The following is an 18,041-nucleotide window of genomic DNA, read 5'->3' as shown; positions in this document are numbered from 1 at the left end:
CCCTAGTCCACAATCACAACGTTTTTATAATACCAGTCAATGCCGCCGGTAATCATTGCATCATCTAAGGTTCCATTCTCTGTTCCAACCGTCTCCCCTGTATTTGTCTCCATCACTCCGTCAAAAACATTATTGCTGCCATTTAAAATTTCTGCAGTCGCTTCATCCACCTTCTCCTGCGTACCCTCTGCCGCAAAAGATGCCAGATTCGTCAGCTGTACCAGCCCCTCTGCCATACCTCCATAATAGTTTGATCCATCCCAGGTTCCATTGATAATACTCTTAACTGCCGAAGTATAGTATGCACTCCAGTTCCAGATAACACTCGTCAGACAGGCATCCGGTGTTTCCTTGCTCATATCTGAGTTATAGCCGATACCATATACACCACGTTCCTGTGCGAGTGTCTGCGGATACGGCGTATCACAATGCTGTGCCATCACATCACAGCCCATATCCAACAGCTGTTCCGATGCTGCTTTTTCCTTATCCGGATCATCCCAGCTGTTTGTGACTGCCACATAGATCTTTGCCTCCGGGTTAACAGCTGCAACACCGATCGCAAATGCATCAATTCCACCTGTCACCTCCGAATTGGAAGAATCCTGCGCTGCAACATAGCCGACCTTATCCGACTTTGTATTCATGCCAGCCACGATACCGCTTAAATACCTTACCTGGTAAATACGACCAAAATAATTGTTGAAGTTCTTTCCATTTGACATATAACCGGTTCCATGGGAAAAGTAAATATCCGGATATTTTTCAGCCATCTCTGCTGTTGTTTCCATATACCCCCAGCTGGTTGTAAAAATAATATTGCACCCATCCGAAATACATGCTTCGATTGCTTCCTCCGTCGCCTTTGCGTCAGAGTCATCCACGATCTTTCTCTCAATCTAATCATCGCTTAAACCCAGATTTTCCTGCATTCCCACAATTCCCAGATCATGCGTGTAAGAATATCCGCTTCCCTCATCCGGATCTGAAATATAAAGCACGCCGACTTTTATATTTTCTTTCGAAATTCCTGCCGTGCCCGATGTGGTATCCGACTGTGCACCGCCTGTACTGTTCCCGGCGGTTTCCGTTGTAATATAGCCATCGTTTGTCGCATAATCATCCGGCGTAGTACCTGTTTTTCCACCACACCCGGCGAGCATTCCCGCCACGGCAAACAGTGCAATTATCTTTCCAGCTGTTTTTCCTTTCATCTTTTGTTCTCCTCATCATAAATTTTCACAACATCTTTGTTTCATTATACAAAACCGGAGAACATTTGTAAATAAATATTATTTTTATGACAATAATCTGATACTTATGACCTATTTTTCTGAAAATATTCTTTTTGCACGCAGATAAGACAGATTAAATGTCCGGAGCGTCACAGGCTGGTTCATCCTGTCATTTTCCTGCATATATTCCCACTTCCAGTTATATATTCCATCCCCGTAATAACTCTTGTCCGGATGTTCTTTTAAGTACTCAGCGATCACTGGTGCCGCATCCGTTGATAAACAGGAGAGATAACTGTAATCTCCCGCAGTATTTCCATTTTCGATCTGCGCCAGATCATAGGCGGCAATCCCCGCATCTACATGTGCAAAGGCAAACAGGACATAACTGACGCACACAACCGCCATTCCATACTGAAACAACGGGAACCTGCGGTTCCAGATATAACAGATCGTCCCTGCCATCAGAAGCGTGATCACTGCCAGTGCCACAAGTACCACAACACGCAAAAATGTGAGCTGGTATGCCCGGATATACAGGATCATTCTCCACCCGCTCGATGCTGTCATAATGATCGTACATACAGAGATCACCGTCAGAACGGCATCGACCGCCCTGTTCCTCTGAAAGAAATGCTCCATTGTAAGAACCGCCCCCAGATTTAAAATACACACCACAAGGAGCTGGAAAAATCCCTGCCTTGCATATTCGGCATAGGTCACTCCTGCCGGCAGCTCCCCGCCACCGCCAAACAGATATATGATCTGTATACCACAGAATATCACATATAATACCGCCACTAAGACCGAAACCGTAAACATTGCTGTCGTCTCTGTAAGAATTTTTACTTCCCTGTCCTGCCGGTCTTTTCTGTATGCTGTATATCTGACTCCACAGTAAGATGAAATAAAACCAAAACATAACATGAAACAAATCCCTGCCAGGTTTGCCGGTATCCTGATTCCTTCGAAAACTTTTGCAATCATATTTGAAAATACCAGATCCGCCGACATTAACAATCCACCGATCAGAAGAACCACCGGTATCGCTACTGCAATTCCGATCAGGATCTCACGCGCTTTGCCATTTTCTTTTTTCTCCCGCAAACGTGCAAAATCGTTTCCATCGCCAAATGGTCTTGCAATGCTGCCAATTGCTCCAAATACAGCATTTACTCCACCGCACAGGTAATCCCAGAAATTCCATTCGTTTTCATCTGCCATATTTCGTATCAGGAAACACACCGTGAATGCAAATATCCAGCAATAATTCATCCAGATGATCCACTCATTTCCGGTTGTAAATGTACTGACCGCAAGGATCAGCATATACACAGCAAAAATTATTGTTGTTTTAAAAACTTTTCTTTCCTTTACCGTTTTAACGATGTAACAGATATATCCGATCGTTGCCACCACCCACAGAAGTACTGCGGCACCTGTCATATTTTTGTAAATACAGACTGTATAGATCAGTGCGTAAATGAGGCTTGCCGGCGCAAGTTTTTTAAAAATCCCCGCATTTTCTTTCTGCTGCTGTTTTTTTCTTTCCTGCCACTGCGCTTTCTGCTCCTCGTAACTGACTGTAAGATTCTGATCCATTTTCATGCTCCCTTCCTTTTCCAATAAGCTGTCCTGTTCCTGCTTCAGTTTTTCATAAACTGTCATATTCCTGCTTCATTCCGTACAATATATTAAATTTCATCATCCGATGGAACATATTCTAAAATATCTCCCGGCTGGCAGTCCAACGCCCGGCAGATCTTGTTTAATGTGTCTACTTTGATTGCTTTTGCCTTTCCATTTTTTAGTATGGAAATATTTGCCATTGTAATACCTACTTTTTCCGAGAGTTCAGTTACACTCATTTTTCGCTTTGCAAGCATTACATCTATATTTATGATAATCGCCATTTGTCTCTCCTTATATCGTAAGTTCATTTTCCTGTTTTAATTCGTAGGCTTTCAGGACCAGATGTGATAATGCCGCTGCCAAAACAGATATCATGACCGAAAGCAAAACTGCGGTGATCATAAAAATACTGATTCCGGGCTGCCTGACCGCTAAGATTGCCAGAAAAACAATTCCCGCAAACCACACAACTGAGAGCAGCAATGCGAAGTGACTGATATTTCGAAAACATTTTGCATTTTCTTTTGAGAATGAATTGTCTTTTCCGATCTGCACACATACTTTCCAGAACTGGTACAGGATCGCATAACAGATCACCGCAATGCACCAGCCGTACAACAGCCCCGGCATAAAAAGATACGCCAGTGATTCATCCGCGTCCCTCCATGACATTGCAAGTACCGGCATAATATATAGAAAGAACACCGCCCCCATCAGCGCCAGTACAATCGTGATTGCTTTTAGCCACCGTGAAATTTCTTTTTGCTGCATAAATGATTCTCCTCCTGATCTGATTCACTTTTCTTTGAGTTTGTTTTTGATTCCAGATTTTTCTTTCTGGTTTTATTGTTTTCCTTTATTATACACATATATCTTGCTTTTGCAATATATTTTTATTGTTTTACAATAAATTTTTATTGGTAAATAGTAATAATAAAATCCTCTGCAAACAGTCAGGTGCTATTTGCCACCTGTTTTTCTGTTTACAGAGGATTTTATTATTTACTGTTCATTTCATTATTTTTTTATATAGTTTTATCAACAGTTTCCGTAATCTTTTTAAAATATTTATTGTCTGTTCGATTGTAAATATTGTTCTATTTCCAATGGCGATTTTCCAGTTACTTCTGCAATTTTTTCTATTGGGAAATCCAGCTTAATCATATTATGGATCATTCTCTCTTCTGCGATCTCGATTCCGTCACTTTTGCCAGCCTCATATTCTGCCTTTCGGAGTTTTTTCTCTTCCCACTCTTTATCATATTCCAAAATACTCACCATCTTTACCTCCGAACGATTCTTCCGAAGAAATTCCACCAAAATTCCTTCTTTGATACATTCATCGATTGCCCGTGCAACTGCATCGTTTAAGTTCATTTCTGATGTATATTTGCGGACTCTCGCTACATAAATGGCATATTCCTTCAATGTCTGACACTGCTCCATCAGCTCTTTGTTATGTCCTTCATTGACGTTTAACATCAGGGCTTTTAACTCCAGGTCCGGCTCGCCAGCCAGATGCTCATAAGCGTTTGACAGTCGAAGTTCCACCCGGTCATCCACTGCATCCGTTCCATTATAAAATACCATAAATTTCGGTGCCGGTATCTTCTGCAGGCGGGACGAATACAAGGACTTATCATCAACATACTGCTGATATTCGATTCCTATGTAAATCAGATCCCGCAGCGGTATGTTGGGATTTAACGTGGACTGGTGCTCGTAGAGATAAATATTCGTCTCTAACATAAATGCCAGGTCGTTTTTCATCCCCATGTAGATTGCATTTTCCAGCGTGACGATTTTCAGATCATCTGCGTTCTGATAAGCTTTCCCGGTTACTGCATTGTACAAAGATAAAAGGTTCTCTTTCTCTGAAAACAACATGCGGAATACGGTGTCTTTGTACTGACGGTTGGCTGCTGGTATCTTTTCTGATACCTGTGTACCCTTCTTCATATTCAGTTCCTCCTATGTGCAGGAGGCTCATCCAGATCTCCTGCTTTTCATTTTTGTGAATAAAAAGCATAGATTTCTGAAATGTTTTTTGAAATGTAGACGGATGTGTCATCCTTATGGTCATGTAAAGCAAATGCAACTGTCTGAATAACGCTGTTCACATGGTAGAAATATGCTTTGATTTATCTTAGCATACGTCATTCTTCGTATGCAACTGATTTGAAATTTCTTGTGCAGTCTGCACAAAAAAGAAGTCCGATTTTTAAAGAAAGACAGTGTCCGACTTGAACACCGCCTCTTTTTTACACTGCTGTACACGGGAGTTTGACACATTGAAATCCAAAAAAGTACCACAAAGCCTTGAAATAGGCTTATTTTTTTGTCAAATTTTTATTTTTATTATATAGTAATATTTGGTGATATGTGGTATAATAGTGACAGAGGTGATTATTGTGCGTATAACAACATCAAAATCAAAAAATTCTGAGTCCTTTTACATCACTCAGTCCTATACAAATGCCAATGGGAAAAGTACTTCCAAAACCATCCGAAAATTAGGTACGTTAGCTGAATTATCGGCGCAGCTCCACACGGATCGTGACGGAGTTGTTGAATGGGCAAATGAACAGGCTCGTCTTGAAACACTGAAATATAAAAGTGAAAAAGAGGATGCTACTGTCATGATTCCATTTCATTCCAACAGACTCATGGACTATAATAAGCAGAAACTTTTTTCTGGCGGATATCTTTTTCTTCAGTCTATTTACTATGGACTTAAGCTCGATTCTGTCTGCCGAAAAATCAAAAGCCGACATAAATTCGAGTATGATCTTAATGCTATTTTATCTGATTTAATTTATACAAGGGTTCTGGAACCTTCCAGCAAAAGTTCTTCCTTTCGAGCAGCAAAACAGTTCCTTGAGCCTCCAACTTATGAACTTCATGATGTTTACCGAGCTCTTTCTGTTCTTGCTTCTGAAATGGATTTTATTCAATCAGAAGTTTATAAAAACAGCTTTTTTCTTGGTGACAGAATGGATCGGATCCTTTATTATGATTGCACAAACTACTACTTTGAAATCGAACAGGAAGATGGAGATAAAAAATACGGAAAAAGCAAAGAGCACCGTCCGAATCCCATTATTCAAATGGGACTCTTTACAGATGGTGACGGAATACCTTTGGCTTTCTCACTCTTTCCTGGAAACCAAAATGAGCAGAAATCCTTAAAACCTTTAGAAACAAAGATTCTCCAACAATTCGGCTGTGATAAGTTTATCTATTGTAGTGACGCCGGACTTGCTTCTGAGGATAACCGTGTTCTTAATCACATGGGACAGAGGGCATTTATTGTCACTCAGTCCATCAAAAAGCTGCCTGCTGAAGACCGGGCATGGGCTTTAAAGAAAACTGGCTTCAAACGTCTCTCAGATGATAAACCTGTTGATCTCACAAAACTGACAGATGATGACAAGAACCAGCTTTATTATAAAGACGAACCATTGACAACAAAAAAACTGGATCAAAAATTAATCATAACCTACTCCCCTAAATATGCCGCTTATCAGAAAGCCATCCGTGCGGAGCAGATCTGTCGGGCAGAAAAAATGGTTGCAAATGGCTCTCTAAAAAAACAGCGTAAAAATCCAAATGATCCTGCAAGATTTGTAAATAAGGTAGCTGTAACCAACGAAGGAGAAAAAGCTAAGATCCACTATTATCTCGATACGGATAAGATTGCTGAAGAAGAAATGTATGACGGACTTTATGCGGTATGTACAGACCTGCTTGATGATGACGTTGCAGATATCTTAAAAGTCAGTGAAGGAAGATGGCAGATTGAAGACTGTTTCAGAACTATGAAAACAGACTTTGAAGCCAGACCCGTTTACTTAAACCGTGAAGATCGGATTAAAGCTCATTTCCTCACCTGCTTTCTTGCTCTGTTACATTTCCGGTTATTAAACCGCTCCTTGAAAGGGACTTATACCACAGAACAATTACTTCACACTTTAAAAGACATAAAATTTACGGATATAGAAGAACAGGGCTTCATGCCGGTATATGAACGTCAGGAAATCACTGATGATCTCCATGAAACCTGCGGATTCAGAACGGACTATCAATTCATAACAAAACGGAAAATGAAAGGAATTCAGAAAAAAAGTAAGCGGAGATAAAACATTACTATATTTCGTGTATGCAGATAAAAGTGCCACGCCCCTTGTATTTACAGGGATTGTGGCACTTTTTTAACTAATCAACTGTCAAAGATGAGATCTTAGCATACGTCATTCTTCGTATGCAACTGATTTGAAATTTCTTGTGCAGACTGCACAAAAAAGAAGTCCGATTTTTAAAGAAAGACAGTGTCCGACTTGAACACCGCCTCTTTTTTACACTGCTGTACACACCTGTTGTGTGACCGGCAACATTACACCATGCACGCCCGTGCATTATAATTTCCCGATATTTCCGGCAGCTCCGACATCACAGACAGTTCTAAAATATCTCCCGACGCCCACACAAGGATCGTTTCTCCAGAAATCGAAGCCATCCCGGTTTTTGAAACATTCATGGAATATTCTTTGACGACTTCCATGGAAGATCTCATAGAATGCTCCATAGAATATTGGTTTCCACCCTGACTATTGCCCACGTTCCGACTTTCAGGCGGCATTTCAACATTTATCCCAAGTCCCGAACGCCCCTTCTGTAGCCGCTCCGCCGGTTCATTGGACAGTCTTATTTCCGGCATGACCTGCATATCCTGCACATTCTGTACGGACTGCACAGACCGCCCCCCGGATACCGCCGGTTCTTTTGGCCTATGCTCATCACAGGTTTTTGCGACAGGTTCATTTTGCTTTTCCATCACGTTGCAATTTTTCGGATCCGGCTCTTTTTTTCTCCGCTTCACCCGCACAACCCGCGGCGCCCTGACTGACTCAATGTAGAGGACATCCTCTTTCCGCTGCATTTTGTCTAAGAGGATTTCAAGGAAGATCGTTCCATAATAATTTCTACGGTATTTTTCCTGTTTTCTGAATTCGGACTGTACCCAGCCTGTCTTTGCCGTCTGCTTTATTTTGATCGATTCTTCACCGTAAAACTGATCTGTCATTATGCCTTACTGTTATAATAGCTATTGTTATAATAACTGCTGTTATAACTCTGTGAATTATTCACGTAGCGTGCATAACGGTTATAATTACTGCTCGCCTGCGCACTTGATTTCTCGAGTTCCGTCACCTTTTCTTTTGCATATTTGCCGATCTGGCCTGACAGATTCGACACCTTTTTGGCAAATCCATCTTCACCGGTAAACAGTTTCTTTACCTGGCTGATATCGGCTGCCTTTAATTTGTTTTCGTCCAGTTCTAATGTCCCGTCACCTTTTATCGTAATTCCGATCTCACGGAGTTCCTTGTTTTCCGCATTTGCATAATTTTTCAGTTTTTTGGCATAATTTGAATCAACAATATCGCCGGACTGTGCGAGACGCTTCATCAGATAATTATAGTCATTCACAAACGACTCTATATGATCTGTCACATTTTCCTTCAGCTTTGTCTCATCTTCCTCGTCAAATACGGAAGTACCATCCGTTTTTAAAAACTTTCCCAACCGTTTTTCCACACGTTCCGCAGCCGTCTCCATACCACTGTACAAAAGCGTCTGCGTCCGGTTTGCAAGTAACTGCTCCGCAGATGACGTCTTTCCACTGTTTGCATTTAATTTTGAAAGAAGCTGACTGATCGACTGTCCGGAACTCCCGGAAGTGCTCTTTTGTGTTCTCTGCCGTTTTGTCGTAAATGTCTTCGTCTTTGCAATACGTTTCATCCGCGCACGCACAATGGTGCTGTTTAGTCTGTTTCCAACTCTCATACTCATTTTCCCCATTTCACAACTCATTTTATGACAACAGTTAAGTTCTTCCCGTTATACAGCTGATTTTTCATCCATATAACAAAATGGCGCCTGTTTTTCCGGGTATTTCATTCCTTGAAAATCAGACGCCATCCTTAGCTTTCTCCTGTTATGTAATTTATATCGTCATAAAATCAGAATACTTTACAAAAAAATCTCTTGACACTTTTCTTGTATTATTGTATTATTTCACTAGTACAAAGAAACGAGGTGATACAATGGCATGGAACCTTAATTCCGACCGTCCTATTTTTATACAGATCGTCGAACGGATCGAAATGGATATCATTTCGGGCAAATATAAACCCGGAGACAAACTGCCTTCTGTCCGTGACCTTGCCGCCGAGGCAGCGGTAAATCCAAACACGATGCAGAAAGCTTTCACAGAACTTGAACGAACCGGTCTTGTTTTCTCACAGCGGACAACCGGACGATTTATTACGGAGGACACTTCCATGATCGATGAATTAAAATCAACACTTGCAAAAGATAAAATTACAGAACTGCTCTCATTTATGCAGCAGCTCGGCTTTCAGGAAAATGAGATTCTGGCTATGATCGGTCAGACCATGAAAGGAGAAAAATGATGGGCACATTACTTGAATGCAAAGATCTCACCAAAAGTTTCAGTGGAAAAACAGCGATCGACCACATTGATCTTTCGATTGAGAGCGGACATATCATTGGTCTGCTCGGTCCAAACGGCAGCGGAAAGACAACACTGATCAAAATGATCAACGGACTTTTAACCCCGACCTCCGGCACCCTTTATTACAAAGAAAATCCGATCGGTGTCGAGAGCAAACGCCACATTTCCTATCTGCCGGATCATAGTTATCTGAATATGAACCAGCGTGTGAAAGAGATCATCGCCTTCTTTCAGGACTTTTATGAAGATTTCGACAGCGAACGCGCCTATGATATGCTGCAAAAACTAAATATCAATCCAAATGATTCTCTAAAAAGCATGTCAAAGGGAACGAAAGAAAAAGTGCAGCTTATCCTCGTCATGAGCCGCAAAGCAGAATTATATATTTTAGATGAGCCGATCGCAGGTGTCGATCCCGCTGCGAGAGATTACATTTTAGACGTGATCTTAACCAATTACGATCCGTCCGCTTCCATCCTGATTTCAACGCACCTGATTGCAGATATCGAAAACATTTTAGACCAGGTTATTTTTATTCAGAACGGACAGATCCGTCTCTCATCCTCTGTGGACGATATCCGCGCCAAGGAGGGGAAATCCGTCGATGCACTGTTCCGGGAGGTATTCAGATGTTAGGAAAATTATTTAAATACGAATTTAAAAACACATACAAGTTAATGTTCATCATCTATGGCGTTATGGCGTTTGTTACCATCCTTGGCTGTATTGCCATGTACGGTGACAGTGATCCTGCCGGCACAGAAAACCAGTTACAGGAGATCTTCTTTACAGCAGCTATGGTATTTTATGTACTCGGCGTATTTGCACTTTTCGTGGTAAGCTATGTATATATGTGTGTACATTTTTATAAGACAATGTATTCTGATCAGGGATACCTGACACACACACTGCCGGTTGGCCAGATGTCAATTTTTAATGTAAAACTGCTCGTTTCCCTATGCTGGCTGATGCTCTCCCTGATCATTATGTTTGTATCGATCTTCGCCCTGGGCTGTGCGGCAAACAGAGGATTTTCCTTTGATGCAGATTTTGATATGCTCATGGTAGATTTCCAGAATCTGTTTGGCATGTCTCTCCATACGTTTAGCATTTATATGATTTTTGCCATGATCTTATCCTGCCTACAGTACCTTTTGATGGTATTTGCAAGCGGTTCTATCGGTCAGCTCTTTACAAAACATAAAGTAGGAGCTTCCATCGGTGCCGGAATCGTCTTTTACATGTCAGGTCAGATTGTATCCTCGATCATCCTGGTACTTACCGGATATTTTGGTGTCATGAACAACGTCAATGTTGTAACTTATAATGCCACTGAAAACGTTACATTCAGCACAACTGTTTCCTCTATGCTGTTTTCCGGATCGCTCTTTTCGATCATCGAATGTGTTATTTTCTATATTGTGTGCATGGTTATCATCAAAAAACACCTTAATCTGGAATAACTGCAACATTTCATTTTCACAAAAATTGATTGCTAAACAGCCGCTCTGCTTTAAAAACGGAGCGGCTGTTTTTTTATCCGGTTTTTATCCTTACCGAATACCTGTCCTCTTTCATGCTGTTGCCTGATGTATTTTCTTTTTTAACACTAAAAGACTTTCCCGCATCCACTCCACAAATTTCGACAGATACCGCAGAATGGACTCCGCTGCAACCGTAAATACCGCAGTCAGCATCATACACTGCCCTGAGATATCCCTGATTGCAAATAAGTGGCTGACAAATATCATGCAGAACAGCCAGCCGGCGACCATTCCAACCATCAGTACCCGGTGTCCAGCCGTCATCGGTTTTGCGATCTGATATAAGATCATAAATCCAACAATAGCAACAAGTATCGTACAGGATGTCGAAATGTCCTCTTCGTTCACACCAAATACCTGACAAAACAATACCAGACTGCTGACAGCAAAGAAATCGGTAAGTCCGGCAGGCAATGCCTTCAACAACACATTTGTCATAAAATGTCCCTGTATGCGGTCTTTGTTTGGCTCTAATGCAAGCACAAAAGACGGAATTCCAATCGTAAACATACTGATCAGCGAAATCTGTGACGGTTCCAGTGGATAATTGATCATAGAGATCATGGAAAATACTGCAAGCAGCATGGAAAAAATATTTTTAACCAGGTATAAGCTTGCCGAGCGCTGGATATTATTTACCACTCTCCGCCCTTCCATCACTACAGAGGGCATCCTTGAAAAATCATTGTCCAAAAGAACAAGCTGTGCCACCTGCGATGCAGCCTCGCTTCCCGATGCCATTGCGATACTGCAGTCCGCATCTTTTAATGCCAGCACATCATTGACACCGTCACCCGTCATGGCAACCGTTCTTCCCTGTGCTTTCAGCGCTTCCACAAACTTTAACTTCTGATCAGGTGTCACCCTGCCAAAAATCTGATATTTTGCTACAGCCTGTGCGATACTCTCATCTGTTGTCAACGTGGATGCATCCACATAGTTATCTGCGCCACAGATTCCCGCTTTTTCCGCAATTTCAGCAACAGTCTTAGGATTATCCCCGGAGATAACCTTGATCTCCACACCACGCTCTGTAAAATAGGAAAAGGTTTCCTTTGCTCCTTCCCGTATCGCATTTGTCAGCATGATAAACGCGATCGGTAATACTTTTTCCGTAAGCTGCTGTCCGTCTAAAATTCCCTCATATCTGCCATACACAAGGACACGATACCCTTTCTCACTATACGCTTCTATTCGGTCTTTGTACTCTGCATAATCCTCCCGAAGCACAAATTCAGGTGCCCCGATCACATAACTTTTTCCCTCTGAAATGATTCCACTGTACTTTGTCTTTGATGAAAATGCAAATACCTTTTCTGCTTTCTTTATCTTTGTTAAAGTATCCGGCTTAAAATATGTCTTTAATGCCTCCATTGTTGCATTATCGGCATCCATGTCTGCCGCAAACTCACCGATCATGCCCTTTATCTGCGCATGTTTTTGTTCCTGTTCCTCACCGCACTTTACATCGACATATACTTTCGTATCACCGTCTTTCTCATAAACTCTTTTCGTCAGGTCTTCTGCAAGAATAAACTGATCCACTTCCATCTCCGGCACTGTAATTGTTCCTGTCTTGTCCACACAAAGTACATCTACGCGGGCTAACGTTTCAATACATTTCATATCATGGATCAAAACCTGCTGCTTTGCCAGACGCATGGCACTTACCGCCATGGCAACGCTCGCTAACAGATAAAGTCCCTCCGGTATCATTCCAATGATCGCTGCGACCATACTTGTCACACTGTCCCGCAAAGGGGTTCCCGCATATACAAACTGCTGTATAAAAAGAACCACACCAATGGGAATGATCACAATACCGACTGCCTGCACCAGCCGGTTCAAAGAGCGGATCATCTCTGACTGTTCTCCCTCTTTCGTCTGTGTTGCACGGTGGGTAAGTTTTGATATATAAGACTCTTCCCCAACTTTTGTCAGCTGTGCCAGACAGCTGCCGGACACCACAAAGCTGCCGGACAGCAGTTCATCGCCATTTTTCTTTACAATTTCATCCGCTTCTCCGGTAAGGAGTGATTCATTCACATTTAACTGCCCTTCTAACACAACCGCATCCGCCGGTATCTGCCCGCCCGCAGAAAGCTCCACGATATCATCCATCACCAGTTCTTCTGCCGGTATTTCTTTTTTACTGCCCTCCCGGATTACCCGTGTTTTCGGACTGTTTAAGATAGACAGATCATCCAGAACCTTCTTCGAGCGGATCTCCTGCACGATTCCGATCAGCGTATTTGCAACAATGATTGGAAGAAATGTCAGATCCCGGAAAGCACCAACGCCGATTAACAATAACGCGATCACTAAAAATATCAGGTTAAAATATGTAAATACGTTTGATTTTACGATCTCTTTCGTCGTCTTTGTCGCCGACTCCGCTTTTTTATTCCAGAGACCCTTTTCTTTCCGCTCTGCCACCTGCTGTGCGGTCAGTCCCCGGATCGTTTCTGTCTGTTCCCGGTCTGCATTTTCTGCCACTTCTTTTCCCGTCTGATTCTGTTTTTCGTTTTCTGCCATTTCTTTCTCTGTCTGGTTCACATTTTCCTCCATATAGCTATACCTCTTAGTATTCATCACTGTCACTCTGACTCATTTACAATTCATCATAACTTTGCTTACAAGTATAACCAATATTTTTGAAAAAAAGTAGGTTTTGGATAAGATTTAAGGAATATTTTAGATGTGTTAAGAAATTTTTATAAAAAAAGTTTTTAAGAAAAAATGCCGGACATCAGCAGTTTCCACTGACTCCGGCATTTTTACCATCACTGGTCTATTATTTATTGCTCAGATATTCATCGATTCCCTTTGCGGCAGCTTTTCCTGCACCCATGGCAAGAATTACAGTTGCAGCTCCGGTTACGGCATCACCACCGGCAAATACACCGGCTTTTGAGGTAGCACCGTTTTCTTCCTCTGCGATGATACATTTTCTGCGGTTGATCTCAAGTCCCTTTGTAGTGGAAGAGATCAGCGGGTTCGGTGAAGTTCCAAGTGACATGATCACGGTATCTGCCTCGATCTCATACTCAGATCCCGGAATCTCTACCGGGCTTCTTCTTCCGGATGCATCCGGTTCACCGAGTTCCATCTTAATGACTTTCGCGCCTTTTACCCAGCCATTCTCATCTACAAGAATTTCTGTCGGGTTCTGGAGCAGATCAAAGATCACGCCCTCTTCTTTTGCATGATGTACTTCCTCCACACGCGCCGGAAGCTCTTCCTCGCCACGGCGGTATACGATATGTACCTCCGCGCCAAGTCTCTTTGCAGTTCTCGCAGCATCCATAGCAACGTTACCGCCGCCGACAACGATAACTTTCTTGCCTGCTTTGATCGGTGTATCATACTCATCTTTAAATGCCTTCATCAGGTTGTTTCTGGTCAGGAACTCATTTGCAGAAAATACACCCATTGCCTGCTCGCCAGGAATACCCATAAATCTTGGAAGTCCGGCACCGGAACCGATAAATACGGCCTCAAATCCCTCGTTTTCCATTAATTCATCGATTGTAACAGATTTTCCGATAACAACGTTTGTCTCGATCTTAACACCGAGTGCTTTTACATTTTCCACCTCAGCAGCAACAACCTTCTGTTTCGGAAGACGGAACTCCGGGATACCGTAAATCAGTACGCCGCCTGCCTCATGAAGTGCCTCAAAGATTGTCACATCATAGCCAAGTTTTGCCAGATCTCCGGCACAGGTTAAACCTGCAGGGCCAGAACCGATGACTGCAACCTTATGTCCGTTTAATTTCTCTGCTTTTTTCGGTTTAATATCATTTTCTCTTGCCCAGTCGGCAACAAAACGCTCTAATTTACCGATTGCAACCGGTTCACCCTTGATTCCGCGGATACATTTTCCTTCACACTGGCTCTCCTGTGGGCAGACACGTCCGCAGACTGCCGGAAGTGCGGAAGACTGACTGATAATGTGATATGCCTCCTCAAAGTTTCCTTCCTTTACCTGTGCGATAAATGCCGGGATATTGATAGATACCGGACAGCCCTTCATACACTGCGCATTTTTACAGTTTAAGCAGCGTGCTGCCTCAGCTTTTGCCTCTTCCTCGTTATATCCTAAACATACCTCTTCAAAGTTAGCCGCACGAACCTGTGGTTCCTGCTCGCGAACCGGTACTCTATTTAATACGTCCATTCTCTCTATCTCCTTTTCAAACGCTCAACCCTACTGACAGTTGCCACAGCCGCCGTGATGTGTATCACCTTCCTGCAGCTTTAACATCGCTCTTCCCTCTTCTGTCTTGTACTGTGCCTGACGTTTCATCGCCTGGTCAAAATCAACCTGATGCCCGTCAAACTCCGGTCCGTCCACGCAGGCAAATTTTACTTCCCCGCCTACTATCAGACGACATGCACCGCACATTCCGGTTCCGTCTACCATGATCGGGTTCATGGAAACAACGGTCGGGATTCCAAGCTCTTTTGTCAGCTTACATACGAATTTCATCATGATCATCGGTCCGATCGCTACACAGTGATCATAGCGTTTTCCTGCATCCCAGAGTTCCTGTAACTGATTAGTTCCCATACCGTGGAATCCATAAGAACCATCATCGGTCGTCACATAGAGATTTGTCGCAACTTCTTTCATCTGGTCTACTAAGATCAACAGATCTTTTGTCTTAGATCCCATGATCACATCACAGTCCACACCGTGCTCATGCAGCCATTTTACCTGCGGATATACCGGTGCTGTACCAACACCTCCGGCAACGAAAAGGATCTTCTTTTTCTTTAATTCTTCAATATCTTCGTCAATCAGGTCAGACGCACATCCAAGCGGGCCTACAAAATCCTGGAATGCATCTCCTTCCTGTAAATATGCCATACGCTCTGTAGATGCTCCGACAGTCTGGAATACGATCGTGATCGTACCTGCTTCCCTGTCATAATCACAAATGGTAAGCGGAATACGCTCGCCCTCCTCATCAATCTTTACAATTACAAACTGCCCCGGCTCACAGTACTGTGCCACACGAGGTGCTTTGACATCCATAAGATAAATCTTATCTGCCAGTTTTTCTCTTCTTACGATTGGATACATGGTCTCCTCCTAACATTTTTATATACATCAACATGCCCGTCAAAGTATTTATTTTCATACTTTAACATAATAAAGGAAAACACGTTAAATTTCAACGGCTTTCCTCTATTTTTTCTCAATTAGTTCTGTTTTTTCTCAAATTATTACTGCCAGATCCTGCAAAAAATCCTATTTTTCCCTTATTCTGCCTGTGAAAACAGGATCCTGTCGTTGACTAACCATCATTCCGCCTGCGAAAACAGGATCCTGTCATTGTCCAAACGCTTTCCGGCACAGACGGCAAACTGCTCTAACAGATCCTCCACCGTCATGCCCGCACGTTTTTCTCCGCTCACATCTAAGATGATATTTCCGGAATCCATCATCAGGGTACGGTTTCCAAGTTCTAATGCCTGGTGCATATTGTGGGTTACCATAAGGCAGGTGATCTTTCTCTCTGCAACGATCTGTTTGGTCAGGTCGAGCACTTTTTTTGCGGTTGCCGGATCCAATGCCGCCGTATGCTCATCTAACAGCAGGATCTTTGGTGTGACCATCGTCGCCATAAGAAGCGTCAGTGCCTGGCGCTGTCCTCCGGAAAGGAGTCCTACCGGCTGCTTCATGCGATCCTCTAACCCCATATCAAGCAGTGCAAGGTGCTCCCTGAATTTTGCCTTATCCGCCGCATTGATACGGCTGAAATATGCATTTTTTGAGGTTTTGGCGCGAAGATAGGCAAGTGCCATATTTTCCTCGATCGTCATATGCGGCGCGGTTCCCTTTAAAGGATCCTGAAACAAATGACCAATCACCTTGCTCCGCACATGTTCTTTCTGGTAAGTGATATCCTCCCCATCTAACACAATAAGTCCCCGGTCGATAAAAAATGCTCCGGTGATTGCATTAAATAATGTAGATTTACCTGCTCCATTGCTTCCGATAATTGTTGCAAAGTCGCCATCCTTCAATTCCAGATTCAGATTTTTTAATGCGCATTTTTCATTGACAGTTCCCGGATTGAAGGTCTTGCTGACATTTTTCATAATTAACATCACGGTTCCTCCTTCTTCTGGTTCTGTTTCTGGATCTGTTCCATATATAACTGGTTTTCTGCCTTTGCAAGGCGGCGCTGTTTCATAAACGCTGCCTGCTTTTTCAGATAAGGCAGTGCGATCGCAAATGCAACGATAAGTGATGATACCAGTTTTAAACATTCTGCCGGAACATTTAATCTTAAAGCAATCGCTACGATAAAGCGGTACAGGCAGCTTCCTAATACCACGCCGATCACACGCTTTAACACACCGCCTTTTCCGATGATCGACTCCCCGATGATCAGACTCGCAAGTGCGATCGTTACCATTCCCGTTCCAAGATTGATATCACAGGATTTCTGATACTGTGCGAGCAGTCCGCCGGAAAGTCCGGTCATGGCATTCGCAACACAAAGTCCGATCGTGATCATAAGTCCGGTATTGATACTTGATGCCCTTACCATATCCGGGTTATCGCCGGTCGCACGGATGGAAAGTCCCAGTCTCGTATTTAAAAACCATGCCAGTATCACACCGACAATCACAACAAATACAGCTGCAACGATCAGTTTATACCAGGTTCCCCCGATATGATCTTTCGCCCATGAAAAAACCGTGTCACAGGAAAAAAGATTGATATTGGATGCAAAACCCATCACCGCAATGTTGATCGTGTATAATCCTGTATTTACGATGATTCCAGCTAAGATGGACTGAATACCCATTCTGGTCTGTAAAAATGCAGTAACGAATCCCGATACAACTCCTGCTGCCGCCGCCGCAAACAGTCCTAACACCGGATGTCCGGCAAGCGTCACCGTCGCACAGACTGCACAGCCTAATGTAAAGCAGCCGTCTGTTGACAGATCCGCAATATCTAATATGGAAAATGATACAAATAATGCAAGCGCAACCAGTGCATAGATAAATCCAAGTTCTAATGCGCTCTGTACAATGGAAAGTGTAATGATCGAACCCATAATCCCCTCC

At 42.9% G+C, this 18,041-nt stretch carries 17 protein-coding genes; 4 read left to right on the top strand and 13 right to left on the bottom strand.

Going from position 1 to position 18,041, the window contains the following annotated elements:
* Positions 1-2 precede the first annotated feature (2 nt).
* From RIL182_RS08285 to RIL182_RS08265, 6 genes are all read right to left on the bottom strand, one after another.
* Positions 3-884 (bottom strand): BMP family ABC transporter substrate-binding protein, encoded by an 882-nt coding sequence (locus tag RIL182_RS08285; protein WP_006856158.1) that lies wholly within the window; start codon positions 882-884, stop codon positions 3-5.
* A gap of 15 nt (positions 885-899) precedes the next feature.
* A complete protein-coding gene (locus tag RIL182_RS22050) occupies positions 900-1,214 on the bottom strand; it encodes a hypothetical protein (RefSeq protein ID WP_006856159.1) in 315 nt (104 codons plus the stop codon).
* A gap of 111 nt (positions 1,215-1,325) precedes the next feature.
* Complete coding sequence (locus tag RIL182_RS08280) at positions 1,326-2,903, bottom strand: DUF4153 domain-containing protein (protein ID WP_006856160.1); 1,578 nt, start codon at positions 2,901-2,903, stop codon at positions 1,326-1,328.
* A 26-nt stretch (positions 2,904-2,929) separates the two neighbouring features.
* Entirely contained in the window at positions 2,930-3,148 is a 219-nt protein-coding gene (locus RIL182_RS08275) for a helix-turn-helix domain-containing protein (protein WP_015520555.1), read from the bottom strand.
* A 10-nt stretch (positions 3,149-3,158) separates the two neighbouring features.
* Positions 3,159-3,638 (bottom strand): DUF2975 domain-containing protein, encoded by a 480-nt coding sequence (locus RIL182_RS08270; RefSeq protein WP_006856162.1) that lies wholly within the window; start codon positions 3,636-3,638, stop codon positions 3,159-3,161.
* A 297-nt stretch (positions 3,639-3,935) separates the two neighbouring features.
* On the bottom strand, positions 3,936-4,826 hold the full coding sequence (locus RIL182_RS08265; protein ID WP_006856164.1) for an RpnC/YadD family protein: 891 nt from the start codon (positions 4,824-4,826) through the stop codon (positions 3,936-3,938).
* Positions 4,827-5,278: 452 nt separating this feature from the next.
* Between RIL182_RS08265 and RIL182_RS08260 the strand changes: the two genes are divergently transcribed.
* Positions 5,279-7,006 carry an IS1634 family transposase gene (locus tag RIL182_RS08260; protein ID WP_055195878.1) on the top strand — a complete coding sequence of 576 codons (1,728 nt, stop codon included), beginning with the start codon at positions 5,279-5,281 and terminating at the stop codon, positions 7,004-7,006.
* 254 nt (positions 7,007-7,260) lie between these two features.
* Here the strand turns inward: RIL182_RS08260 and RIL182_RS08255 are convergent, their stop codons facing one another.
* Together RIL182_RS08255 and RIL182_RS08250 are read right to left on the bottom strand one after the other, a co-directional pair.
* On the bottom strand, positions 7,261-7,950 hold the full coding sequence (locus tag RIL182_RS08255; RefSeq protein WP_006856166.1) for a hypothetical protein: 690 nt from the start codon (positions 7,948-7,950) through the stop codon (positions 7,261-7,263).
* Positions 7,950-8,714 (bottom strand): hypothetical protein, encoded by a 765-nt coding sequence (locus RIL182_RS08250; RefSeq protein ID WP_242655494.1) that lies wholly within the window; start codon positions 8,712-8,714, stop codon positions 7,950-7,952. Before RIL182_RS08250 ends, RIL182_RS08255 begins: the two co-directional genes overlap by 1 nt.
* Positions 8,715-8,974: 260 nt before the next feature.
* Here RIL182_RS08250 and RIL182_RS08245 point away from each other — a divergent pair, with 260 nt between their 5' ends.
* The 3 genes from RIL182_RS08245 to RIL182_RS08235 are packed head-to-tail and all read left to right on the top strand — an operon-like array spanning position 8,975 to position 10,868.
* Complete coding sequence (locus RIL182_RS08245; RefSeq protein WP_044998679.1) at positions 8,975-9,343, top strand: GntR family transcriptional regulator; 369 nt, start codon at positions 8,975-8,977, stop codon at positions 9,341-9,343.
* Positions 9,343-10,041, top strand: coding sequence for an ABC transporter ATP-binding protein (locus tag RIL182_RS08240; RefSeq protein WP_172606708.1), 699 nt, complete (start codon positions 9,343-9,345; stop codon positions 10,039-10,041). Before RIL182_RS08245 ends, RIL182_RS08240 begins: the two co-directional genes overlap by 1 nt.
* On the top strand, positions 10,035-10,868 hold the full coding sequence (locus RIL182_RS08235) for a hypothetical protein (RefSeq protein WP_006856170.1): 834 nt from the start codon (positions 10,035-10,037) through the stop codon (positions 10,866-10,868). Before RIL182_RS08240 ends, RIL182_RS08235 begins: the two co-directional genes overlap by 7 nt.
* Before the next feature lie 111 nt (positions 10,869-10,979).
* Here the strand turns inward: RIL182_RS08235 and RIL182_RS08230 are convergent, their stop codons facing one another.
* The 5 genes from RIL182_RS08230 to RIL182_RS08210 all read right to left on the bottom strand — a co-directional run bounded on the left by RIL182_RS08230 (position 10,980) and on the right by RIL182_RS08210 (position 18,031).
* Positions 10,980-13,517, bottom strand: coding sequence for a cation-translocating P-type ATPase (locus tag RIL182_RS08230; RefSeq protein WP_015520549.1), 2,538 nt, complete (start codon positions 13,515-13,517; stop codon positions 10,980-10,982).
* A gap of 226 nt (positions 13,518-13,743) precedes the next feature.
* A complete protein-coding gene (gene gltA, locus RIL182_RS08225) occupies positions 13,744-15,129 on the bottom strand; it encodes an NADPH-dependent glutamate synthase (protein WP_006856172.1) in 1,386 nt (461 codons plus the stop codon).
* A gap of 30 nt (positions 15,130-15,159) precedes the next feature.
* Complete coding sequence (locus RIL182_RS08220) at positions 15,160-16,038, bottom strand: sulfide/dihydroorotate dehydrogenase-like FAD/NAD-binding protein (protein WP_006856173.1); 879 nt, start codon at positions 16,036-16,038, stop codon at positions 15,160-15,162.
* 221 nt (positions 16,039-16,259) lie between these two features.
* Positions 16,260-17,069, bottom strand: a complete 810-nt coding sequence (locus RIL182_RS08215) for an ABC transporter ATP-binding protein (RefSeq protein WP_006856174.1) — start codon at positions 17,067-17,069, stop codon at positions 16,260-16,262.
* Positions 17,069-18,031: an ABC transporter permease gene (locus RIL182_RS08210; RefSeq protein ID WP_006856175.1), complete on the bottom strand. Its 963-nt coding sequence runs from the start codon at positions 18,029-18,031 to the stop codon at positions 17,069-17,071. Before RIL182_RS08210 ends, RIL182_RS08215 begins: the two co-directional genes overlap by 1 nt.
* Positions 18,032-18,041: the final 10 nt, after the last annotated feature.

The sequence above is a fragment of the Roseburia intestinalis L1-82 genome, from assembly GCF_900537995.1.
GTDB classification, from domain to species: Bacteria; Bacillota; Clostridia; order Lachnospirales; family Lachnospiraceae; genus Roseburia; species Roseburia intestinalis.
The sequence above is the reverse complement of the archived record's forward strand: the minus strand, read 5'-3'. Positions and strand labels throughout refer to the sequence as shown.